Origin of the sequence: Duganella sp. CF402, assembly GCF_900109645.1 — a bacterium.
Taxonomy (GTDB): Bacteria; Pseudomonadota; Gammaproteobacteria; order Burkholderiales; family Burkholderiaceae_D; genus Rugamonas.
In genome coordinates this window covers 2,877,685-2,899,122 of sequence record NZ_FOBG01000001.1, presented here as the reverse complement: position 1 = coordinate 2,899,122, position 21,438 = coordinate 2,877,685, and the positions used below count along the sequence as shown (strand labels likewise).

Annotated in this window: 22 protein-coding genes; 17 read left to right on the top strand and 5 right to left on the bottom strand. The window is 62.9% G+C overall.

The window, feature by feature from the left end; translation table 11 throughout:
• Positions 1-63 precede the first annotated feature (63 nt).
• Positions 64-3,186, bottom strand: coding sequence for an Rne/Rng family ribonuclease (locus BMZ70_RS12985; protein WP_092274671.1), 3,123 nt, complete (start codon positions 3,184-3,186; stop codon positions 64-66).
• A gap of 670 nt (positions 3,187-3,856) precedes the next feature.
• Between BMZ70_RS12985 and BMZ70_RS12980 the strand changes: the two genes are divergently transcribed.
• The 4 genes from BMZ70_RS12980 to BMZ70_RS12965 are packed head-to-tail and all read left to right on the top strand — an operon-like array spanning position 3,857 to position 6,920.
• The gene (locus BMZ70_RS12980; protein WP_092274669.1) at positions 3,857-4,840 is read left to right on the top strand and encodes an RluA family pseudouridine synthase; all 984 of its coding nucleotides are present in this window, start codon (positions 3,857-3,859) and stop codon (positions 4,838-4,840) included.
• A 10-nt stretch (positions 4,841-4,850) separates the two neighbouring features.
• The gene (locus BMZ70_RS12975) at positions 4,851-5,510 is read left to right on the top strand and encodes an HAD-IIIA family hydrolase (RefSeq protein WP_092274666.1); all 660 of its coding nucleotides are present in this window, start codon (positions 4,851-4,853) and stop codon (positions 5,508-5,510) included.
• Complete coding sequence (locus BMZ70_RS12970) at positions 5,510-5,875, top strand: Rieske (2Fe-2S) protein (protein ID WP_092274663.1); 366 nt, start codon at positions 5,510-5,512, stop codon at positions 5,873-5,875. Before BMZ70_RS12975 ends, BMZ70_RS12970 begins: the two co-directional genes overlap by 1 nt.
• Positions 5,876-5,894: 19 nt before the next feature.
• Positions 5,895-6,920, top strand: coding sequence for a S49 family peptidase (locus tag BMZ70_RS12965; protein WP_092274660.1), 1,026 nt, complete (start codon positions 5,895-5,897; stop codon positions 6,918-6,920).
• A 155-nt stretch (positions 6,921-7,075) separates the two neighbouring features.
• Here the strand turns inward: BMZ70_RS12965 and BMZ70_RS12960 are convergent, their stop codons facing one another.
• Positions 7,076-7,339: a hypothetical protein gene (locus BMZ70_RS12960; protein WP_229205393.1), complete on the bottom strand. Its 264-nt coding sequence runs from the start codon at positions 7,337-7,339 to the stop codon at positions 7,076-7,078.
• A gap of 125 nt (positions 7,340-7,464) precedes the next feature.
• On the opposite strand from BMZ70_RS12960, the gene BMZ70_RS12955 reads away from it, so the two are divergent.
• The 10 genes from BMZ70_RS12955 (at position 7,465) to motD (ending at position 18,140) form a co-directional block, all read left to right on the top strand.
• Positions 7,465-8,181: a pseudouridine synthase gene (locus BMZ70_RS12955; RefSeq protein ID WP_092274657.1), complete on the top strand. Its 717-nt coding sequence runs from the start codon at positions 7,465-7,467 to the stop codon at positions 8,179-8,181.
• Entirely contained in the window at positions 8,178-9,155 is a 978-nt protein-coding gene (locus BMZ70_RS12950) for a fumarylacetoacetate hydrolase family protein (protein WP_092274654.1), read from the top strand. The genes BMZ70_RS12955 and BMZ70_RS12950 overlap by 4 nt, the downstream gene beginning before the upstream one ends.
• An 87-nt stretch (positions 9,156-9,242) precedes the next feature.
• Complete coding sequence (gene flhB / locus BMZ70_RS12945) at positions 9,243-10,433, top strand: flagellar biosynthesis protein FlhB (protein WP_092274651.1); 1,191 nt, start codon at positions 9,243-9,245, stop codon at positions 10,431-10,433.
• The gene (gene flhA / locus BMZ70_RS12940; protein ID WP_092274648.1) at positions 10,430-12,553 is read left to right on the top strand and encodes a flagellar biosynthesis protein FlhA; all 2,124 of its coding nucleotides are present in this window, start codon (positions 10,430-10,432) and stop codon (positions 12,551-12,553) included. The genes flhB and flhA overlap by 4 nt, the downstream gene beginning before the upstream one ends.
• A gap of 49 nt (positions 12,554-12,602) precedes the next feature.
• Positions 12,603-13,544, top strand: coding sequence for a DUF4351 domain-containing protein (locus tag BMZ70_RS12935; protein WP_092274645.1), 942 nt, complete (start codon positions 12,603-12,605; stop codon positions 13,542-13,544).
• Between the two features lie 108 nt (positions 13,545-13,652).
• Positions 13,653-15,104, top strand: coding sequence for a flagellar biosynthesis GTPase FlhF (flhF, locus tag BMZ70_RS12930; protein WP_092274643.1), 1,452 nt, complete (start codon positions 13,653-13,655; stop codon positions 15,102-15,104).
• On the top strand, positions 15,097-15,897 hold the full coding sequence (locus BMZ70_RS12925; RefSeq protein WP_092274640.1) for a MinD/ParA family ATP-binding protein: 801 nt from the start codon (positions 15,097-15,099) through the stop codon (positions 15,895-15,897). The genes flhF and BMZ70_RS12925 overlap by 8 nt, the downstream gene beginning before the upstream one ends.
• Positions 15,898-15,917: 20 nt before the next feature.
• Positions 15,918-16,649 carry an RNA polymerase sigma factor FliA gene (locus BMZ70_RS12920; protein WP_092274637.1) on the top strand — a complete coding sequence of 244 codons (732 nt, stop codon included), beginning with the start codon at positions 15,918-15,920 and terminating at the stop codon, positions 16,647-16,649.
• The gene (locus BMZ70_RS12915) at positions 16,631-17,377 is read left to right on the top strand and encodes a flagellar motor protein (RefSeq protein WP_092274634.1); all 747 of its coding nucleotides are present in this window, start codon (positions 16,631-16,633) and stop codon (positions 17,375-17,377) included. The genes BMZ70_RS12920 and BMZ70_RS12915 overlap by 19 nt, the downstream gene beginning before the upstream one ends.
• Before the next feature lies 1 nt (position 17,378).
• On the top strand, positions 17,379-18,140 hold the full coding sequence (gene motD, locus BMZ70_RS12910) for a flagellar motor protein MotD (protein WP_092274631.1): 762 nt from the start codon (positions 17,379-17,381) through the stop codon (positions 18,138-18,140).
• Here motD and BMZ70_RS12905 read toward each other — a convergent pair.
• The 3 genes from BMZ70_RS12905 to flgA form a co-directional block, all read right to left on the bottom strand.
• The gene (locus tag BMZ70_RS12905; protein WP_092274628.1) at positions 18,137-18,604 is read right to left on the bottom strand and encodes a flagella synthesis protein FlgN; all 468 of its coding nucleotides are present in this window, start codon (positions 18,602-18,604) and stop codon (positions 18,137-18,139) included. The genes motD and BMZ70_RS12905 overlap by 4 nt on opposite strands.
• Positions 18,605-18,611: 7 nt before the next feature.
• On the bottom strand, positions 18,612-18,929 hold the full coding sequence (gene flgM, locus BMZ70_RS12900) for a flagellar biosynthesis anti-sigma factor FlgM (protein ID WP_092274625.1): 318 nt from the start codon (positions 18,927-18,929) through the stop codon (positions 18,612-18,614).
• A gap of 97 nt (positions 18,930-19,026) precedes the next feature.
• Positions 19,027-19,725: a flagellar basal body P-ring formation chaperone FlgA gene (gene flgA, locus BMZ70_RS12895; RefSeq protein WP_092274622.1), complete on the bottom strand. Its 699-nt coding sequence runs from the start codon at positions 19,723-19,725 to the stop codon at positions 19,027-19,029.
• 154 nt (positions 19,726-19,879) lie between these two features.
• Between flgA and flgB the strand changes: the two genes are divergently transcribed.
• The 3 genes from flgB to BMZ70_RS12880 are packed head-to-tail and all read left to right on the top strand — an operon-like array spanning position 19,880 to position 21,433.
• Entirely contained in the window at positions 19,880-20,308 is a 429-nt protein-coding gene (gene flgB, locus BMZ70_RS12890) for a flagellar basal body rod protein FlgB (protein WP_092274619.1), read from the top strand.
• A 2-nt stretch (positions 20,309-20,310) separates the two neighbouring features.
• Entirely contained in the window at positions 20,311-20,721 is a 411-nt protein-coding gene (gene flgC, locus BMZ70_RS12885; RefSeq protein WP_092274616.1) for a flagellar basal body rod protein FlgC, read from the top strand.
• 13 nt (positions 20,722-20,734) lie between these two features.
• On the top strand, positions 20,735-21,433 hold the full coding sequence (locus tag BMZ70_RS12880; protein WP_092274613.1) for a flagellar hook assembly protein FlgD: 699 nt from the start codon (positions 20,735-20,737) through the stop codon (positions 21,431-21,433).
• The last annotated feature ends 5 nt before the right edge of the window (positions 21,434-21,438 follow it).

Sequence of the window (21,438 nt, the reverse complement as noted above, 5' to 3'; positions counted from 1 at the left end):
ACGATAGCATGATAAAAAAAGGGAAGCACGAGGCTTCCCTTTTTTACAGCTGATCCTTGCGGATTAACGGCGGGTGTCGACCTGAACCAACGGCTCTTCAACCTGCGGCGGCAGCGGCTTGCGCTCGCGTGGCACGCGCACTGGTTGCGCGATCTGCGCTGCGGCTTCCTGAGCTGCGCGCAGCTTGGCTGGGTCGGTTGCGGCCAGCGTCAGGCCGGCCGAGTTCAGCACGGATTGCAGGTCGATCGGGGCCGATGGGGCCGGTGCTGCTACTGGCGCTGGGGCCGGTGCAGCGACCGGAGCCGGTGCAGGTGCAGCAGCGGCAACCGGAGCGACCGGCTCGGCGGCCAGCGGTGCGGCTGGTGCCGGTTCGGCGGCTACCGAGGCGGCCACTTCAGCGACCACGGTTGGCGCGGCAGGGGCGGCCGGGGTTTCCACCACGGCGGCAACTACAGGCTCCGCAGCCAGCGGTGCTTCCGCTGCCACTGGAACGGCGATGGCGGCGGCTTCCACGACAGGGGCGGCTTCCACCACGGCGGCTGGCGCCGGGGCGGCGACCGGTGCGGCTTCAACCGGCGCTGGTGCGGCGGCTTCGGCCACTGGTGCGGCTTGTTCGGCGACCGGCGCGGCTGGCGCTGCCACTGGTGCGGCGGCTTCGACCGGCGCGGCAACGGCAATGGCTTCCGGCGCGGCGGCTACTTCAGCCACCGGCGCTGCTGGTGCTGCTGGTGCTGCTGGTGCGGCTTCGGCTGCTGGCGCAACTGCTGCGGCAGCGGCGGCGGCTTCAGCGACGTCGGCGACTGGCGAGAAGCTCAGTTCGGCCTGTTCGCCTTCTGCGTCTGCCGATTCCTGGCCTTCCACGCCTTCGCGTTCACGGCGATTGCGGTTGCGGCCGCCACGACGGCGACGGCGGCGCGGCTCTTCGCCGTCCACTGCCACTTCGTTTTCTTCGCCTTCCGGACCGGCGCCCGGCGCCGATTTCAGGATGCTGGCGGCGTCGGTTGCCGGGCCGGTCGCTGGTGCGACAGCGGCGGCGTTCAGCGCCAACTCGTCAACCTTGGCTTCGACTGGCGCTTTGTCGGCGCGCGGTTCGCGTGGCTGGCGTGGTGGACGCTCACCGCGCTCACCACGTTCGCCGCGCTCAGCACGTTCCGGACGCTCGGCACGTTCCGGACGTTCGGCGCGCTCGCGTGCCTGGCCTTCCGCTGCCTGTTCACGCGGCTCGCGTGGCTCACGCGCTTCACGTGGTGGACGCGGCTGGCGTGGTGGACGGCCGTTGGCGTCCGCTGCCTTGCTTTCTTCCTTGGCAGCGCCCGGTTCTTTCTCTTCGCGCTCGCCACGGCCACCTTTGGCGTTACGGTTGCGGCCGCGTGGACCACGGGCGTTGCGGTCGCCGCGATCGCCGCCGGCTGGCGCCTTGACCACGATGGTCGGTTGCTGCGGCAGGGCCGGAGCGGCTGGCTTGCCGGTGAAGAAACCGATCAGCTTGGCAAAGAAACCTTGCTCGGCTGGCGCAGGCACTGGGGCCGGGGCCGGCTTGATGACGGTCTCGCTAGGCTTGCGCTCGACCAGCGGGGCTGGCTGGTCAGGGGTGATGGTCTTGACCATAGCCTCCTGGCGCGGCTTGGCTTCTTCCTTCTGGCGCTTGCTGTAGGCCATGTCGGTTTCGGCTTGTTCCACCAGCGAGTAGCTGGCCTGGCTGTCTTCCAGGCGTGGATCGTCGTGCTTGATGCGTTCCAGCTTGTAGTGCGGGGTTTCCAGGTGCTTGTTCGGCACCAGGATGATGGTAATGCGGTGGCGGGTCTCGATCTTCAGCACTTCGCCGCGCTTTTCGTTCAGCAGGAAGGCTGCCACGTCCACCGGCACTTGCACGTGGATGGTGGCCGAGTTTTCCTTCATCGCCTCTTCCTGGATGATGCGCAGGACTTGCAGCGCCGACGATTCGGTATCGCGGATGTGGCCGGTGCCCGAGCAGCGCGGGCAGGTCACGTGCGAACCTTCCGACAGCGACGGACGCAGGCGCTGGCGCGACAGTTCCATCAGGCCGAAGCGGGAGATCTTGCCCATCTGAACGCGGGCACGGTCGTGGTGCAGGGCGTCTTTCAGGCGCTGTTCCACTTCGCGCTGGTTCTTGGCCACTTCCATGTCGATGAAGTCGATCACGATCAGGCCGCCCAAGTCGCGCAGGCGCAGCTGGCGGGCGACCTCTTCGGCGGCTTCGCAGTTGGTGTGGAAAGCAGTGGTTTCGATGTCGGAACCGCGGGTGGCGCGGGCCGAGTTGACGTCAACCGACACCAGTGCTTCGGTGTGGTCGATCACGATGGCGCCGCCCGATGGCAGCGGCACGGTGCGCGAGTACGCGGTTTCGATCTGGTGTTCAATCTGGAAACGCGAGAACAGCGGCACGTCGTCGCTGTAGCGTTTTACACGGTGCACCATGTCGGGCATCACGTGGCTCATGAACTGGTGCGCTTGCTCGTAGATCTCGTCGGTATCGATCAGGATCTCGCCGATGTCCGGCTGGAAGTAGTCGCGGATCGCGCGGATCACCAGCGACGATTCCTGGTAGATCAGGAACGCGCCCGAGGCCGACTTGCCGGCGCCTTCGATCGCGCGCCACAGCTGCATCAGGTAGTTCAAGTCCCACTGCAGTTCATCGACGTTGCGGCCGATGCCGGCGGTGCGGGCAATCACCGACATGCCTGGCGGCAGGTCCAGCTTGTCCATCGTTTCACGCAGTTCCTGGCGTTCTTCGCCTTCGACGCGACGGGAAACGCCACCACCGCGAGGATTGTTCGGCATCAGCACCAGATAACGGCCGGCCAGCGAGACGAAGGAGGTCAGGGCGGCGCCTTTGTTGCCGCGCTCTTCCTTCTCCACCTGCACCATGATTTCCTGGCCTTCGCGCAGCGCTTCTTTGACGGAAGCGTTACGGACATCGACGCCTTCCTTGAAGTAAGTGCGCGCTACCTCTTTGAATGGCAGGAAACCGTGGCGATCTTCGCCATAGCTGACGAAGCAAGCTTCGAGCGATGGTTCGATGCGGGTGATCACGCCTTTGTAGATGTTGGACTTGCGCTGTTCGCGTCCGGCGGTTTCGATGTCGATATCGATCAGTTTCTGACCATCGACAATCGCTACGCGCAGCTCTTCTTGCTGCGTAGCGTTAAACAACATGCGTTTCATTTTTATAAACTCCGCGACCCTTGGGCCATGTGTGCTGCCCGGTTTTTCTAGGTCCGGTACAGCAAGCTACAGGGATATGCGCGAGAATCGGAGTGATTGCGGTGGGTATGCCCATCCTGTGCGGCCGCACGGGGCGGCCACAACTGGGCGCATGAGGTTGATCGACATGCCGAGTGCTCGCTTCATCAGTCCTTCTCCATGCGGCCCCAACGGACGGCAGAAAAGAAACAGACGGAGAGCAGCGTCTTAATGGCCAGACTCGACCAGCTTTCATACTACAAGTATTGCAACTTCTGTGACCGGGCCGGTATCAGCCGACGGTCGAGCTTGCAGCGAGCATGGGGTCTGACGAAAACGGCAAGCGTTATCAACTACTCATCAACCGGCCAGCCGAACTTATGATCTGGCTGACCGGACTTTATCCTTACTATCCAATCATTCTTCTTCAGCACCCCTGTCGCCCTCCGATTACAACTACGGTGCAACCTTGATTCCGGCAGGGATGTGCGCATACATTTTTTCCTCTGAATTTGCAATTAGGCGAGGCCAGTGGAGACGCCCCTGTGTAAAATGTGCTTTTATTCTTACACGTGCCGCAGTTTGAACCGCAGCGAAACGATTATATATTCAAAATGAAGGACTTAGAGAGATTTCTGGGAAGACAGAGCAAATGAAGATGCAAAAAGATGTTGTTCCCGCTTCAACGTCCGCCCCGCTGCAAGCCCAATTCGTCACCATCACTGAAGAAGAAGCCGGTCAACGGATCGATAACTACCTGTTGCGCGTTTGCAAAGGCGTGCCCAAAAGCCACGTCTACCGCATCCTGCGCTCGGGTGAAGTGCGCGTTAACAAAGGTCGTATCGACCAACTGTACCGTCTGGTACAAGGCGATGTGGTACGGATTCCGCCGATCCGCCTGGCGGAAAAGCCGGACAATCACGTTCCAGCCGCCGAATTCAAGATTATTTTCGAAGACAGCCACCTGCTGGTGATCGACAAGCCGGCCGGCGTAGCCGTGCACGGCGGTTCCGGCGTGTCGTTTGGCGTGATCGAGCAATTGCGCGCCTCGCGTCCGGACGCCAAGTTCCTGGAGCTGGTGCATCGCCTCGACCGCGAAACCTCGGGCCTGTTGTTGTTGGCCAAGAAACGTTCGGCCCTGACCAGCCTGCACGAGCAGATGCGCGACGGCCTGACCGACAAGCGCTACCTGACGATGGTGGCAGGCGACTGGAAAAACGCGCGCCAGCACATCAAGTTGGCCTTGCACAAATACACCACCGCCGACGGCGAGCGCCGGGTCACGGTATCGGAAGAGGGCGGCCAGCCCTCGCACACCATCTTTAGCCTGCTGAAGAAATTCGAGGGCTATGCCTTGCTGGAAGCCGAACTGAAGACCGGGCGCACGCACCAGATCCGCGTTCACCTGTCATCGTCTGGCTTCCCCATCGTAGGTGACGACAAATACGGCGATTTCGCGCTTAACAAGGCGCTGCAGAAAGCCACCGACACGCGCGGCGCGCTCAAACGCATGTTCCTGCATGCGCACCAAATTACCTTTACTCATCCTGAATCCGGCAAAAACATGACGCTGAACGCGCCTTTGGCCGCCGAATGCGAGCGATTCTTGGTAAGCTTGGGCAAACCTCTTAACTAATCGCAAACACATGCCAAGAAAGCAATTTGATCTGATCGTCTTCGATTGGGATGGAACGTTGATGGATTCAACCTCAACGATCGTGAAATGCATCCAGGCAGCGGCGCGCGATTTGAAATTGCCGGTGCCGAGCGACGACCGCGCCGCCCATGTCATCGGTCTTGGCCTGCATGAAGCCATGCAGGCGGTGCTGCCGGACGTCGATCCGGCGTTCTATCCACGCATGGTGGAGCGCTATCGCTACCATTTCCTGTCGCGCGATCACGAGGTCAGCCTGTTCCCGGGCGTGCACGCCATGCTGGACGAGCTGTCGCAGGCCGGCTATTTCCTGGCCGTGGCCACCGGCAAGAGCCGGGTCGGCTTGAACCGCGCCATGAATGATGTCAAAGTACTGTCCTTGTTTGACGCTACCCGCTGCGCGGATGAGACCTTCTCCAAGCCTCACCCGGCGATGCTGCAAGAGCTGACGCGGGAGTTGGGCCAGGATATGCGACGTACGGTGATGATCGGCGATACCACCCACGACCTGCTGATGGCCAACAATGCCGGCGCGGCTGGTGTCGCAGTCGAGTACGGCGCCCATCCGGCCGACCAACTGCACGCCTGCAACCCGCTGTACTCGGCCAAAACCGTGGCCGAGCTGCACCAGTGGCTCAGTGAGCATGCCTGATGGATGAGATTCTGATCTGCGCCTCGGACGCCATCGTTGATGGTGGCAAAGGCGTGCGCTTTGCGCTGACAGCCGGCGGCGAGGACGCCACCGGTTTCGTGGTGCGCCATCGCGGCACGGCCTATGCCTACCTGAACCGCTGCGCCCATGTGCCGATCGAACTCGACTGGAACGAAGGCGACTTCTTTGAATCCAGCAAGCTGTACCTGATGTGCTCGACCCACGGCGCCATCTACATCCCGGAAAACGGGCAGTGCGCCGGCGGCCCGTGCCGTGGCGGCCGGCTGCGGCCGATCGCGGTGGTCGAACGCGACCAGCAAATTTACTGGCAACCGGACGATTACGTGCGCCCCGCGCGCGCCTGACTAACTAATAAAGCAATCCATGAGCGACGATCTCGAATCCGGCAGCACCCCAGAACCTGCACCAGCGCCTGCGCCGCAACCGGCCAAGCCGGCGGCGGTGAACGCTTCCAGCTGGGAGCGCGAGGTGCTGGAAAAACTGGTGTTTGCCACCCTCAAAGAGCAAAAAGCGGCACGCCGCTGGGGCATTTTCTTCAAGGCGCTGACCTTGCTGGTGGTGGTGTTCGCGCTGAGCGCCTACTTCGACTACAGCTGGACCGGTACGGACGGCGAAGCGCTGGGCCGCCACACCGCGCTGATCGAGGTCGAGGGTTCGATCGAGTCCGAGGGCAGCGGTTCGGCCGCCGTGGTGATCCCGGCGCTGAACAAGGCGTTCTCCGACAGCGGTTCGGTAGCGGTGGTGCTGCACATTAATAGCCCCGGCGGCAGCCCGGTGCAGGCCGGCATGATCGTCGACGAGATGGTTCGCCTGCGCAAGGGCTATCCAGGCAAGCCGCTGTACGTTGTCGTCGACGAAATTTGCGCCTCCGGTTGCTATTACATCGCCGCCGGCGCCGACCGCATCTACGTCAACAAGGCCAGCATCATCGGCTCGATCGGCGTGCTGATGGACGGTTTCGGCTTTACCGGCATCATGGATAAGGTGGGAGTTGAGCGACGTCTGTTGACTGCCGGCGAGAACAAGGGCTTCATGGACCCGTTCAGCCCGCTAACGGAAAAACACAAGCAGCACGCCCAAACCATGCTCAACGAAATCCACCAGCAATTCATTCAGGTGGTGCGCACTGGTCGCGGCAAGCGCCTGAAGGAAACGCCGGACATGTTCTCGGGCCTGTTCTGGACCGGTGCCAAGGCCATCGACATGGGCCTGGCCGATGCCTACGGCACGGTGGACAGCGTGGCCCGCGATGTCATCAAGGCTGAAGATATCGTCGACTACACCCAGCATGAAGGTCTGCCGGAGCGCGTGCTGAAGAAATTCGGCGCGGCGATGGGCGCGGGCGCCATGAAGTCGGCGGTGGAAACGGTCAAGCCGAGCTTGCATTAGGCTAACTGGTAGGACGACTGGCTGGGCGATTAATATTATCAATCCAGCCTTTTTTTCACTTGCAGATCCTTATCGATGAACTATATTGGGTTTGTAGTTCTTGCATAGGGGGGCCAATATCAAAACTTTCCGATTGTGCAGTACAACGTAGAGAACTACTCAGCTGCATCATTGATGCGGAGTAGAGAGAATTTCGATTCCTCATATAAGTTCCTTTGTGGAGCTGAAAACAGCGGCTGCGTGCCGCTGTTTTCTTTTGTGAGGCCACCGGCTTCCAGCCAGGCCAGGAAGTGCGCCTGCCGGGCGGCATGCCAGGCGGCTTGCGCGTCCGTCGCCGGCTCACCGTCGCCGTGGCGGCAACGTTCCAGCAGCAGTGCGGCGCGGTGGGCGGCGGCATTTGTTAGTGCGAGATCGTTCATGGACTGTCCTGCTGAGTATTCCTATGGGGAGTAGGCGAATTCCTAGCGTGGTTTCAGTCTAACAATGGAATCCCGGCATGGTTTGATCTACATCAAGGGGCCGCGCATCCTGTAAAATCTCGGCCATGAGCAAATTATCCTTGGACCGCATCCTGCAATCGCAGGGCTATGGCACCCGCAAATTCTGCCGCACCCTGATCGAGGACGGCGAAGTCACCATCAACGGCGTGGTGCACGACAATTACAAAGAAACCATCGAGACCGATGGCCTGGTCTTCCGGCTGTTCGACGAGGACGTGGTGTACCGCGAACACGTCTACATCGCGCTGCATAAACCTGCCAACTTCGAATGTTCGCGCAAGCCCAGCCACCATCCGGGCGTGCTGACCTTGCTGGCGGAAGAGCTGACCTGGCGCGACGTGCAGCCGGTCGGCCGGCTCGATCACGACACCACCGGTATGCTGCTGATGTCGGACGATGGCGCTTTTATCCATGCACAATCGTCGCCGAAGCGTCATGTTCCGAAGATTTACCAGGCCACCACGGCCGAGCCGGTCACCGACGAGCTGATCGCCCAGATGCTGGCCGGCGTGCAGCTGCACGACGAACCGGCGCCGCTGGCGGCGCAGACCTGCATCAAGCGCGGCGAGCACCAGCTGGAGATCGTGCTGGAGCAGGGCAAGTACCATCAGGTCAAGCGCATGCTGGCTGCCGCCGGCAACCACTGCGCGGCCCTGCACCGCTCGGCCATCGGCCAGCTGGAACTGGCTTCGCTGGACCTCAACGAAGGCGAATGGTGCTACCTGACGCCTGAACAACTCGCTCTGCTCACGCCAACATGAAACTCGCTACCCTGAATGACGGCACCCGCGACGGCCAGCTGATGGTGGTCTCGCGCGACCTGAAAACCGCGCAACTGGCCGATGGCGTGTGCCGCACCCTGCAGCGCGCCCTCGACGATTGGACCTTCATCTCCCCGCAACTGGATGCGATCTATCAGGAACTGAACCGGGGCGGTGGCCGCCGCAGCTTCGACTTCGACCCCGCCAACTGCATGGCGCCGCTGCCGCGCGCCTTCCAGTGGGCCGACGGTTCGGCCTACGTCAACCACGTCGAGCTGGTGCGCAAGGCGCGCGGCGCCGAGATGCCGGCCTCGTTCTGGGAAGAGCCGCTGATGTACCAGGGCGGCAGCGACGATTTCCTCGGCCCGCAAGACGATATCGTGCTGGCCCGCGAGGAGTGGGGCATCGATTTCGAAGCAGAAGTGTGCGTGATCACCGACGATGTGACTATGGGCGCCACGCCTGACCAGGCCCACCAGCGCATCCGCCTGCTGATGCTGGCCAACGATGTGTCGCTGCGCAACCTGATTCCGGACGAGCTGGCCAAGGGTTTCGGCTTCCTGCAATCGAAACCGGCCACCAGTTTTTCGCCGGTGGCGGTCACGCCGGACGAGCTGGGCGATGCCTGGAAGGGCGGCAAGGTCCATCTGCCGCTGCTGTCGACCTGGAACGGCAAGCTGGTCGGCAAGCCGCAGGCCGGCGTCGACATGGTGTTCAACTTCCCGCAGCTGATCGCCCACCTGGCCAAGTCGCGCAATGTGCGGGCCGGCTCCATCATCGGTTCCGGCACGGTGTCCAACAAGGATAGCAAGAAGGGCTATTCCTGCATCGCCGAGCAGCGCTGCCTCGAGATGATCGCCGGCGGCGAGCCGGTCACGCCGTTCATGGCCTTTGGCGACACCATCCGCATTGAAATGCTGGAGGACGGCAAGTCCGTCTTTGGCGCAATCTCGCAAACCGTCAAGCAAGCCTGAGTTTCCTGCCGTATTCGACCGATGATCTTGCCGTGCCGCAATCGATAATGGCACGGTCGAGATTAACCTAAGCAGCAGGCAGACCACATGGCAGAAGACAGCGACGCCGAAAAGACCGAACCCGCGTCAGCGAAGCGCCTCGAGCAGGCGCGTGAAGAGGGCGACGTTCCCCGATCGCGGGAAGTGGCGACGTTTACCGTGCTGATGGCGGCGGGCGCCGGCCTGTGGGTGACCGGCGACAGCCTGGTGCGCCAGTTGCAGCATGCGCTGGTGTCCGGCCTGACGCTGACCCAGGAACAAATCTTTGATGCCGACGTCCTGTTCCACCGGATTGCAGTCGATGTGGTGCAGGTGATGATCGCCTGCCTGCCGCTGGGCGTGGCGGTGATGGTCGTGGCGCTGGCCTCGCCGATGCTGGTCGGCGGCTGGCTGTTCAGCGACAAGGTTTTCCTGCCGAACTTTGGCAAGCTCAATCCTATCAACGGCATCAGCAATATGTTCTCGACCAACGCGCTGGTCGAGCTGCTGAAGGCCATCCTCAAGACCATCGTGGTTGGCTTTGTCACCTGGATGGTGGTGCTTAAGTACAAAGATGCGGTGATCGGCCTGTCGCTCGAGCCGCTCAAGCTGGGCATCGGCCACACGCTCAATATGCTGGCGTCCAGCTTCATGTTCATCGTCGGCGCGCTGGGTCTGATCGCCGCCATCGACGGCCCGTACCAGATGTGGCACTACGCGAACAAGCTGAAGATGACGCGCCAGGAGCTGATCCAGGAATCGAAAGAGTCCGACGGTAACCCGCAAATCAAGGGCAAGATCCGCCAGCTGCAGCGCGAGATGGCCAAGCGCCGCATGATGGCCGACGTGCCGACCGCCGACGTGGTGGTGACCAACCCGACCCACTACGCGGTGGCGCTCAAATACAGCGACGGCATGCGCGGCGCGCCGAAGGTGGTGGCCAAGGGTACCGACGAGGTGGCGGCCAAGATCCGCGAAATCGCCAAGGAGCACAAGGTGGCCATGCTGGAGGCGCCGGCGCTGGCGCGTGCGCTGCACAAGCACACCGATATCGGCGACGAGATTCCGGAGCAGCTGTACGCGGCCGTGGCTGAAGTGCTGGCCTATGTGTTCCAGCTGCGCCTGTTCAGCAAAGGCAAGGGCAAGTATCCGGACAAGCCGCAGAAACTCGACGTGCCGCCAACGATGGACCCGCTGGATCCAGCTTTCATCCCCAAGCATGGCCCATCACCAGATTTGAATAACGGAGCATCCGCATGAACGCCCTCAGCAACGTAAAACTGCCGCCTTGGCTGCAAGGCCTGGCGACGGCGCAAAACAAGGCCAGCCTGGCCGCGCCTATCCTGATCATCATGCTGCTGGCAATGATGATCCTGCCGTTGCCGGCGTTCGTGCTGGACTTGTTCTTCAGTTTCAATATCGCGTTGTCGATCATTGTGCTGTTGACCGCGCTGTACACGGTGAAGCCGCTGGACTTCATGGCCTTCCCGACCATCCTGCTGCTGTCGACCATGCTGCGCCTGGCGCTGAACGTGGGCTCGACCCGCGTGGTACTGACCGAGGGCCACACCGGCGCCGATGCGGCCGGTAAAGTGATCGAGGCGTTCGGCCACTTCCTGATCGGCGGTAACTACACCGTCGGTATCGTGGTGTTCGTGATCCTGACCATCATCAACTTCGTGGTGGTGACCAAAGGTGCGGGCCGTATCGCCGAGGTGGGCGCACGCTTTGCGCTGGATGCAATGCCGGGCAAGCAGATGGCGATCGACGCCGACCTCAACGCCGGCCTGATCGGCGAGGCCGAGGCGAAAAAACGCCGCAGCGAAGTGTCGATGGAAGCCGAATTTTACGGCGCGATGGACGGTGCTTCGAAATACGTGCGCGGCGACGCCGTCGCCGGTATTCTGGTGACGGTGATTAACGTGGTGGGCGGCCTGCTGGTCGGCCTGATCCAGCACGACATGCTGTTTGCCGATGCGATCAAGAACTACACATTGCTGGCCATCGGTGACGGCCTGGTGGCGCAGATTCCATCGCTGGTGATTTCGATCGCGGCCGGTATCGTGGTGTCGCGCGTGGCCAGCGATCAGGACATCGGCTCCCAGCTGATGGGCCAGTTGTTCGCCAAGCCGCAGGTGCTGTACATCACGGCTGCCATCATCGGCGGCATGGGCCTGATTCCAGGCATGCCGAACCTGGTGTTCCTGTTGCTGGGCGCAGTTCTCGCAGGCTCCGGCTACCTGATGAGCAAGCGCGCGGTGGAGAAGCAGACCGCCGAGGTGGCGGCGGCGGAAGCGGCGGCGCCGGCCGCAGCAGCAGCGGCCGAGCAGGAAGAGGCCAGCTGGCAGGACGTGATGCCGGTCGATACGCTGGGGCTGGAAGTGGGCTATCGCCTGATTCCGCTGGTGGATAAGACGCAGGGCGGCGAGCTGCTCAAGCGCATCAAGGGCATTCGCAAGAAGTTCGCGCAGGAGGTTGGTTTCCTGGCGCCGCCGGTGCACATCCGCGACAACCTCGAATTGAAACCGTCGGCCTACCGCATCGCGCTCAAGGGCGTGGAAGTGGGCACCGGCGAGGCCTACAACGGCCAGTTCCTGGCCATCAATCCGGGCATGGCGACTGGCACCCTGCAAGGGATGGCGACCACCGATCCCGCCTTCGGCCTGCCGGCCGTGTGGATCGACGCCAGCCTGCGCGACCAGGCGCAGGGCATGGGCTACACCGTGGTCGACGCGGGCACGGTGGTGGCGACGCACCTGAATCACCTGATCACCACCCACGCTTCCGAACTGCTGGGGCGCGCCGAGGTGCAGCAGCTGCTGGATCACTTGAGCAAAGATGCGCCGAAGCTGGTGGAAGACCTGGTGCCAAAACTGATTCCGCTGTCGACCTTGCAGAAGGTGCTGCAGAACCTGCTGGCGGAAGGCGTGCACATTCGCGACATGCGCAGCATTATCGAGACCTTGTCCGAGCATGCGACGCATACGCAGGATGCTGGCGACCTGACCATTCTGGTACGTATCGCACTGGGCCGCGCCATCGTGCAGCAGCTGTTCCCGGGCGCCGCTGAATTGTCGGTGATGACGCTGGATAATCGCCTCGAACGTTTGCTGATGCAGGCGCTGGCGGCCAGCGGCCCGGATGGCGCCGGCATCGAACCGGGCCTGGCCGACACCATCGCGCAGCAGGCGGCATCGGCGGCGCAGCAGCAGGAAGCGCTGGGCCTGACGCCGGTGCTGTTGGTGCCGGGGCCGTTGCGCGCCTTGCTGTCGCGCTTCCTGCGCCGCTCCCTGCCGCAACTGAAAGTGCTGTCGCACGCCGAAATCCCGGAAAGCAAAACCATCCGCGTCACCGCCCTGGTGGGCCAGCAACCGGCCTGAGTTTGATCTGGCGTCAAGTCCATCTGTGCAGTCAGCCTAGACTGCATGGATGGACGACGACTACGACGCGCCGTGGAAGGAAGTGGTGACACGCTACTTCCCCGAATTCATGGCCTTCTATTTTCCCGATGCGCATGCGCTCATTGACTGGTCGCGGCCGTACGACTTCCTCGACCAGGAGTTGGCTGCCTTGTCGCGCGACGCAGCGGTAGGAAAACGCATCCTCGACAAGCTGGTGCGGGTGCATTTGCGCGATGGCGGCGAGCAGTGGGTGCTGGTGCACCTGGAGGTGCAGGGCTGGCGGGACGGAGCGTTTGCCGAGCGCATTTTCACGTATCACTATCGTGTGTACGACCGTTACCGCAGGCCGGTGGCAAGTCTGGCGGTGCTGGCGGATAGCGGCAGGGATTGGCGGCCAGCGAGCTTTGTCTATCGCTTGCTAGGCTGCGAGATGCGCCTGGCTTTTCCGATTGTGAAGTTGCAGGATCATGCGGACCGCTTGCCAGAATTGCTGGCGCATCAGAACCCCTTTGCGCTGGTCACTGCGGCGCATTTGCTGACGCAGCAAACCAAGCGCCATGCCGGGCATCGCCACGCGGCCAAGTGGTGCCTGACCAAGCTTTTGTACCAGCGTCGTTGGGACAGGCAGCGTATCATCGATTTCTATCACGCGATCGACTGGATGATGCGTCTGCCGGAAGCGTTGGACCTGCAATTCAGGGAGGATGTCCTGGAATTGGAAAGGAGAGAAAGCATGCCTTACATAAATAACTTTGAACGCGCCGGCCGCAAGATCGGCCGGCAGGAAGGATTGCAAGAAGGGCGGCAAGAAGGGCGTTCGACCATGTTGGCCGAGTTGCTGGTCAAGCGCTTTGGCGCGCTGGATCCGGGCACGCTGGCGCGGCTGGCGACGGCCGATGCGGAGCGGCTGTCCGGGTGGGGACTGAAGCTGCTGGACGCCCGAACATTGGACGAGGTTTTCCGCGACTGAATTGCGGCCCATTTCTGCTCTTGTTCATCAGATCGTTTCCAAGGTGCATCGTCAATAATGCAAGCATGGGAGTGAAGCTACTCCATTTGCTTTCCTTGAGAGACGGTCATGAACGTTAAAAAATTTACCGCGTCGACTTCCCGTGATGCCCTGCGCAAAGTCCGCGAATCGCTCGGCCCCGACGCCGTGATCCTGTCCAACCGCCAGTCCGATGGCGTGGTTGAAATCCTCGCCCTGGCCAATGACGATGCCGCTTCGCTGGCCATGCCGGCACCGCACTCGCCGATGGCCGAACCAGCGCCGTCGCTGGACCTCGGCAGCACCGCCATCCCGGCCGTGGCAACCGGCCGCATCGAGCCGCGTTTCGAAGACGAGTTGCCGCACATGTCGCCGCCGGTGGCCGCCAAACCGGCCAGCCTGCCGCAGCAGCCGCAACGCCGCGTGGTCGCCTCGCACTCGTCGCTGGCAACCAAGGTGGCCGCAGCAGCGCCTGCTCCAGTCCCGGCGCCTGCGCCGCAAGCGAAAGCCGCGCCAGCCATCGACGCCAACCAGATCGCCGCAATGGTCAGCGCCGCCGTCGCCAGCGCCAAGGAAAGCGCCGCCGCCGAGATGAGCGGCATGATGAATGAAATCCGCGCCATGCGCGGCATGATGGAAACCCAGCTGTCCGAACTGTCGTGGGGTGCGACGCAAGCGCGCGCGCCACACAAGACCGCCGTGCTGCGCTCGATGCTGGCGGCCGGCTTCTCGGCCAGCCTGGCGCGCTACCTGATTGAAAAACTGCCGGCCAGCCACACCGACGCCGCCGACAGCCTGCGCTGGATCAAGACCGTCCTCGCGCGCAACCTGCAGACCATGTCGAATGAAGACGCGCTGATCGACCAGGGCGGCGTGTTCGCGCTGGTCGGCCCGACCGGCGTCGGCAAGACCACCAGCACCGCCAAGCTGGCCGCGCGCTGCGTGATGCGCCACGGCCCGGACAAGCTGGCCCTGATCACCACCGATGCCTACCGTATCGGCGCCCACGAACAGCTGCGCATCTACGGCAAGATCCTCGGCGTGATGGTGCACTCGGTGAAAGACGAAGCCGACCTGCGCATCGCTCTGAAGGAACTGAAGAACAAACATACCGTGCTGATCGACACGGTTGGCGTCAGCCAGCGCGACCAGATGGTGACCGAGCAAGTCTCCATGCTGCAAGGCGCTGCCGCCAACGTCAAACGCCTGCTGTGCCTGAACGCCACCGCCACCCAGGAAACCCTGAGCGAAGTGGTGCGGGCCTACCAGGGCAGCGGCCTGGCCGGCTGCATCATGACCAAGCTGGATGAAGCGGCCGCGATCGGCAACGTGCTGGACGTGGTGATCCGTCAAAAATTGAACCTGTTCTACGTCTCCAACGGCCAGCGCGTGCCGGAAGACCTGCACCTGGCCGATCCAGCCTACCTGATCGACCGCGCTTTCAAGTTGAAACGCGATATCGTCAACACCCAGTACCTGGATGCGGAGCTGCCTCTGCTGATGAGCAACGATACGACTATGCGCGAGGTGCACCTTGGCTAACTTCAATTTCGATCAAGCCGAAGGCCTGCGCCGCATGCTGGCGGGGCCGCAGCCCCGCATCGTCACCTTCCTGTCGGCGGCGCCGCAGGACGACAAGGGTTCCATGCTGGTCAACCTCGGCGCCTCGCTGTCCCGCGCCGGCAACGACGTGCTGATCGTCGACGCCTGCGCCAGCGCCCACGGCGTGGCCTCGCGCCTCGGCGTCGACGGCGGCCATAGCCTGCTGAACGTGGCGCGCCAGGAATGCGCGCTCAATCAAGTGATCCATCCGGTGCCGCAAGGCTTCGCTGTGGCGTCCATGACACGCGGCGCAGCGCGCTCCGGGCCGGACGAAACGCGCCGCCTGGCCAAGGCCTTCGACGTGCTGGCCAAGCAGACCGGCATGGTGCTGGTCGACGGCGAGTTCGACGGGGAAGCGTTTCCGGTGCCGGTGATGGCCAGCTCGGAGATCGTGGTGCAAGTGTCCAATAGCGCTACCTCGATCAAGGCCGCCTACAGTATGATTAAGCGCCTGAACCAGGAGCTGGGCCGCCGGCCGTTTGGAATTCTGGTCACCGGGGCTTCCGAATCGGAAGCAAAGGTGGTATACGATAATATGGCACAGGCAGCCAGCCGATATCTGGCCGTGAACCTGGTGTCGATGGGTTCGGTGCCGGCGGATGAATACCTGCAGCGAGCTGCGCGCTTGGGGCGCGCAGTGGTCGATGCCTTCCCGCTGGCCGGTGCCTCGGTTGCGTTCCGCGAGCTGGCGGGCCGCTTCGCGCTGGGAGGGAATAGCCAACTCAGCGCTTAATCAAGATAATAATTATTCGAATGTATACGGTAAAAGGGAAAGCGGACAAGGACACCTTACTGACGGAGCACATGCCGTTGGTCAAGCGCTTGGCCCACCACATGAAGGCGAAACTGCCGCCCAGCGTCGAAGTCGACGATCTGGTGCAAGCCGGGATGATCGGCCTGCTCGACGCCATCAGCCGTTACGAAGAAACCCACGGCGCGCAATTTGAAACCTACGCGGTGCTGCGAATCCGCGGCGCCATGCTGGATGAACTGCGCAACAGCGACTGGCTGCCGCGCTCGCTGCGCCAGAACATGCGCAAGGTCGAGGCCGCGATGTCCACCTTGCAGCAGCGCCTGGGCCGGCCGCCGAGCGAATCGGAAGTGGCCAAGTCGCTCAAGCTGTCGCTGGCCGACTACCAGGAATTGCTGTCCGACGGCGGCGGCCACCAGCTGGTGTACTACGAGGATTTCCATGACGACGACGGCAACGACAGTTTCCTCGACCGCTATGCCTCGGACGACGAAGCCGATCCGCTGCGCTCGCTGCTGGACGGCGACTTCCGCCAGGCCGTGATCGACGCCATCGATGCCTTGCCGGAGCGGGAGAAAATGCTGATGGGCTTGTACTACGAAGAGGAGCTCAACTTGAAAGAAATCGGCGCCGTGATGGGCGTATCCGAATCGCGCGTATCGCAGCTGCATACGCAAGCTGTGGCGCGGCTGCGTGCCTCACTCCGGGAGCGGTCTTGGACTGGGCCAGCGTAGCCGGCGTGCTGGTGGCGCTGGCCGGCATCGTCATCGGCCAGGGGCTCGAGGGCGGCAAGGTCAGCTCGCTGTTCCAGCCGGCGGCGTTTGCCATCGTGGTGGTCGGCACCTTCGGCGCCGTGCTGCTGCAGACGCGCCCGAAAACCCTGCTGCGCGGCCTGCGCATGCTGCGGCTGGTGTTCGCGCCGCCGCCCGACAGCCGCGCCGCGCTGGCGCGCGACATCAACGCCTGGAACCTGGCGGCGCGCCGCGACGGCCTGCTGTCCCTGGAGCGCTACATGCTGGCCTCCAAGGACAAGTTCAACACCAAGGGCCTGCGCCTGATCGTCGACGGCATCGCACCCGACAAACTGCGCCAGTTGCTGGACACCGAAATCACCGCCTACGAAACCGAGGAGCGGCAAGCCGTGCGCATCTGGGAATCGGCGGCCGGCTATTCGCCCACCATCGGCATCCTGGGCGCGGTGCTGGGCCTGATCCACGTGATGGAAAACCTGACCGATCCGAGCAAGCTGGGCGCCGGCATTGCGGTGGCGTTCGTGTCGACCATCTACGGCGTTGGCCTGGCCAATCTGTTCTTCTACCCGATCGCCAACAAGCTCAAAGCCATCGTCACCCAGGCCGTGCACCAGCAGGAGATTGCGGCGGCGGTGTTCTACGATATCGCCACCGGCGACCACACGCGGGTGATCGACGAGCGCATCGCCACGCTGATGCGGGAGCATTGAGATGCAGTACCGGCGCGCCCGCAGGCGGTTCGACGACGAGCCCGAGAACCACGAGCGCTGGCTGATTTCCTACGCCGATTTCATCACCTTGCTGTTCGCCTTCTTCGTGGTGATGTACGCGATTTCGGCGGTCAATATCGGCAAATACAAGATCTTTTCCGACGCCCTGGGCGATGCCTTCGGCGGCAAGGGCGCGGCCCAGCCGGTGAATACCGAAGTGCCCAACCTGCCAGTGCCGAATCCCGCGCTCAAGCGCCGGGTGGAATTGCTGCGCAAGGAAAAAGAGCAGATGACCAAGCTGGCGCAGGATCTGCTGTCAACGATGGCGCCGCTGGTCAAGGAAGGCAAGGTGCGGGTGACGCAGAACAGTCGCGGCGTCAGCGTCGAGATCAACGCCTCGGTGCTGTTCGATCCGGGCGATGCGCGCCTGATGCCGGAATCGGTGGAAGCCTTGCGCGCCGTGGCCAGCCTGCTCAAGGCTGACAGCCACGATGTGCAGGTGGAAGGGCATACCGACAACCAGCCAATCGGCAATACCCGTTTCCCGTCCAACTGGGAGCTGTCGTCGGTGCGCGCCAGCAGCGTGGTGCGCCTGTTCATCGACGCCGGCGTGGCGCCGCAGCGCCTGACGGCGGTGGGCTACAGCTCCAACGTGCCGGTGGCGGACAATGACTCGGCGCAAGGCCGTGCGCGCAACCGCCGGGTGGCGGTGACGATTCTTTCGGGAATTCCGGATCCGAGTACCGAAGTCGCGACTAATTAGCCGGCCAGGAAGCCGCGGCTGCGCGGCAGGGAAGTGGAGATGCCGCCCGGGCTGTAGAAATTGGCGCCTTTCGGGCTCAGCGCTTGCAGCGCGCCCTGGGTGTGGCCCATTTGCTTGTTAATCAACATGCCATTCACGCGGTTCAGCTCCTTGGCCTCGCGCGTGTGCTGCAGCAGCGACTGCCACAGGCTGGCCGATTCCTCGCGCGCCGCGCCGCTGGCGGCGATCCATGCGTCCATGCCTGCTTCCTCAGCCGGGAAACCGGATTTGCCCAAAGCACGGTGACGTTGCGCCGACAACAGGGTCATTTGCGTGACCAGCGCGGTCTTGCGGGTGGTGACGGCCGGCAGGCCTTCAATTTCCGCCGTCACCAGCAGTTGCTGTTCCTCGCGGAGCACGTCCAGCAGGGTGGACATGATGTGCTCTTCTTCGCGCAGGCTGTTCAGCGGGGTGACGGTGGTCATGATAATCCTATCGTTTGCGTGAGTGCAGCAGATCCTTGACCGTGTCCAGCAAGCCATCCGCTACTTTTTCCGAGTTGACCTGGAACTGGCCGTCGGCAATCGCCAGCTTGATGCGTTCGACTTTTTTGGTGTCAAACACGGCGTTGGCGCCGCCGGCCGAACTGGCCGCCATAGCCTGGCCTTGCGGCGACAGGCGCACGTTGTCCGAGGCGACATTCGTTGGCGCTGCTTCGGCCGCCTTTTCCGCGCCGCGCGCGGTAGAGGAGCCGGCAGCAGGCGTCGACGGCAGGCCGGGCGTGCTCTTTAAGGTGTCATTGATTTTCACAGCTTTTTCCTTCTCAGCTAGGAGTACGAAACTCCGGGATCTGAGTCGGTAACGGCGGCGTGGCGGTAAACTTTAGCTACCCAGTGCTGCATGTTGCTCAAAATGCTACCTCCACCGTGCCGCCACTCTTGGCGATGCCGGTAATCTGTTGTCCATTGGCGGTTTTGACCTGTACCACCTGGCCGTCGCCGGCCGTGCTCATGGCACGCGCCTCCGACGATACGCTGAATCCATTGCCGCTCGACACCAATCGCACCAACTGGCCCGACTGCACCACCGGCTTGCTGCGCAGGGTGTCGAGGCGCAGGGGAGTGCCCGGCGGCAACGAAACATTGGCGCTGCGGCCGATCACCTGGCTCACATCGGTGGCGATGCCTGCCGGCAAGGTGGTGAGGTCGCCCTTGAGCACGGTCAACTGGCCGGCGTCGATGGGCTGGCCCTGCACCAGCGGCGCGGCGCTGGCGACGTACTCGCCGACCACCGTGACGCTGGCTTGAATATAAATAGTCCATGCGGAGGGCGCCGCGCAGCGCACGCCAACCGAGGTCTTGCCCCAGGCGCGCGCGCCGGGCATGAAGAACGCTTGTGGATCGGGGCAGGCAGCCAGGCTGATGCGCGGATCGACCGCGCCCACGGTCACCGTGACCTGGCCCGGCAAGCCGCCGGCCTGCACCTGCAGGAATTGCTCCACCGTGCGCTTGAGCGCGGCGATGTCCTGGCGTCCCGCCTGGGCGGCGGCCGGGCCGGCGCTGAACGCGGCGGCCAGCACGGCGGCAATAAGGTAGCGTGATTTCATGGTGTCGGTTTCCCCTTCAATGTTGCCATCATAGTCCGCCGGGCTGGACTTGAAGCTTGGAATAGGACCGGAAATGGGGTGCTTATCGCCCGATCGTTATCAAGAGCAACTCCGTATCATCGATCCTGTCATCAATGTGGAAGGGGAGCGGATCATGCTCGGCAGCAAGTTAGACGATTATTTGCGGTTCAATGAAACCGCACTGAGCCTGCGCTCGCAGCGCCAGACCGTGCTCGCCTCGAATATTGCCAACGGTGACACGCCCAATTACAAGGCGCGCGATTTCGACTTCGGCAGCGCGCTGCAGTCGGCGCTGGACAAGGCCAATGGCAACGTGCCGCAAACCCTGGCCACCACCGCCGCCAAGCATTACCCCAACCCCCTGCAAGACGCCGGTACGCTGGCCGATGGCACGCCGCTTCTGTACCGCGGCGTGGTGCAGGGCGCAGTGGACGGCAACACGGTCGACATGGATGTCGAACGCAACCAGTTTGCCGACAACGCCATCCGTTATGAAGCCGGCATTACCGCCATCAACGCCCAGATCAAGTCGATGATGGCGGCGATCCAGTCAGGGAGCTAATCATGTCGCTGTTTAATATTTTCAATGTTTCCGGTTCGGCCATGAGCGCGCAAGCGCAGCGCCTGAACGTGGTGGCCTCCAACCTGGCCAATGCCGACAGCGCCACCAGCGCCAGCGGCGAAGCCTACCGCGCGCGCCAGGTGGTGTTCGAAGCGACCACGCCGACCAACGGCGGCAGCTCGACCGGGGTGCGCGTCAAGCAGGTGGTGGAAGACCAGTCGCCAATGAAGCTGATGTACGACCCCAAACACCCGGCCGCCGACGAGAACGGCTACGTGACCATGCCTAACGTGAATGTGGTGGATGAGATGGTCAACATGCTGTCGGCCTCGCGCTCCTACCAAACCAACGTCGAGACCATGAACGCGGCCAAGACGCTGCTGTTGAAAACCCTGACCATCGGTCAATCCTGATTAAGAGAACATCATGGCTATTAGCGGCATTATCGATACGCCCAAGGCAGCGACCACCAACAGCGTGGCCACCACCACGACCACCAGCACCGACAGCGTGCAGGCGGACCAGGACAAGTTCATGAAGCTGCTGGTGACCCAGCTGCAGAACCAGGACCCGCTGAATCCGATGGACAACGCGGCCATGACCAGCCAGCTGGCCCAGCTGTCGACGGTGACCGGCATCAACAAGGTCAACGCCACGCTGGAATCGCTGCGCACCGATATCGCCACCACCCAGTCCTCCACCGCCATCAGCCTGATCGGCAAAGGGATCCTGGTGGAAGGCAAGGGCCTCGAGCTCAACAGCAGCACCGACGCCGATGGCAAGACCACCAGCTCCAGCGTGTTCGGCATCGACCTGCCGTCGGACGCGCAAAGCGTCAGCATCGCGATCCAGGACAGCACCGGCAAGACGGTCCGCACCATGACCATGAGCGACGCCGAGGCCGGCACCTATCCAATCACCTGGGACGGCACCAAGGACGACAAGAGCGCGGCGGCAGCCGGCAGCTACACCTTTACCGTCACCGCCAGCAACGCCGGCAACAAAGTCACCGCCACGCCGCTGCAACTGGCGGCGGTGGCCAGCGTGTCGACCGGCAGCGGCGGCGTCAAATTGAATACCTCGCTCGGCCATTTCGCCATGAGCGACGTGAAAGAAGTTCTGTAAGCAGT

Bases quoted from the DNA above. Each gene is read 5' to 3' on its own strand.
- BMZ70_RS12985 (WP_092274671.1), bottom strand. From the start codon at position 3,186: ATGAAACGCATGTTGTTTAACGCTACGCAGCAAGAAGAGCTGCGCGTA.
- BMZ70_RS12980 (WP_092274669.1), top strand. From the start codon at position 3,857: ATGAAGATGCAAAAAGATGTTGTTCCCGCTTCAACGTCCGCCCCGCTG.
- BMZ70_RS12975 (WP_092274666.1), top strand. From the start codon at position 4,851: ATGCCAAGAAAGCAATTTGATCTGATCGTCTTCGATTGGGATGGAACG.
- BMZ70_RS12970 (WP_092274663.1), top strand. From the start codon at position 5,510: ATGGATGAGATTCTGATCTGCGCCTCGGACGCCATCGTTGATGGTGGC.
- BMZ70_RS12965 (WP_092274660.1), top strand. From the start codon at position 5,895: ATGAGCGACGATCTCGAATCCGGCAGCACCCCAGAACCTGCACCAGCG.
- BMZ70_RS12960 (WP_229205393.1), bottom strand. From the start codon at position 7,339: ATGAACGATCTCGCACTAACAAATGCCGCCGCCCACCGCGCCGCACTG.
- BMZ70_RS12955 (WP_092274657.1), top strand. From the start codon at position 7,465: ATGAGCAAATTATCCTTGGACCGCATCCTGCAATCGCAGGGCTATGGC.
- BMZ70_RS12950 (WP_092274654.1), top strand. From the start codon at position 8,178: ATGAAACTCGCTACCCTGAATGACGGCACCCGCGACGGCCAGCTGATG.
- flhB (WP_092274651.1), top strand. From the start codon at position 9,243: ATGGCAGAAGACAGCGACGCCGAAAAGACCGAACCCGCGTCAGCGAAG.
- flhA (WP_092274648.1), top strand. From the start codon at position 10,430: ATGAACGCCCTCAGCAACGTAAAACTGCCGCCTTGGCTGCAAGGCCTG.
- BMZ70_RS12935 (WP_092274645.1), top strand. From the start codon at position 12,603: ATGGACGACGACTACGACGCGCCGTGGAAGGAAGTGGTGACACGCTAC.
- flhF (WP_092274643.1), top strand. From the start codon at position 13,653: ATGAACGTTAAAAAATTTACCGCGTCGACTTCCCGTGATGCCCTGCGC.
- BMZ70_RS12920 (WP_092274637.1), top strand. From the start codon at position 15,918: ATGTATACGGTAAAAGGGAAAGCGGACAAGGACACCTTACTGACGGAG.
- motD (WP_092274631.1), top strand. From the start codon at position 17,379: ATGCAGTACCGGCGCGCCCGCAGGCGGTTCGACGACGAGCCCGAGAAC.
- BMZ70_RS12905 (WP_092274628.1), bottom strand. From the start codon at position 18,604: ATGACCACCGTCACCCCGCTGAACAGCCTGCGCGAAGAAGAGCACATC.
- flgA (WP_092274622.1), bottom strand. From the start codon at position 19,725: ATGAAATCACGCTACCTTATTGCCGCCGTGCTGGCCGCCGCGTTCAGC.
- flgB (WP_092274619.1), top strand. From the start codon at position 19,880: ATGCTCGGCAGCAAGTTAGACGATTATTTGCGGTTCAATGAAACCGCA.
- flgC (WP_092274616.1), top strand. From the start codon at position 20,311: ATGTCGCTGTTTAATATTTTCAATGTTTCCGGTTCGGCCATGAGCGCG.
- BMZ70_RS12880 (WP_092274613.1), top strand. From the start codon at position 20,735: ATGGCTATTAGCGGCATTATCGATACGCCCAAGGCAGCGACCACCAAC.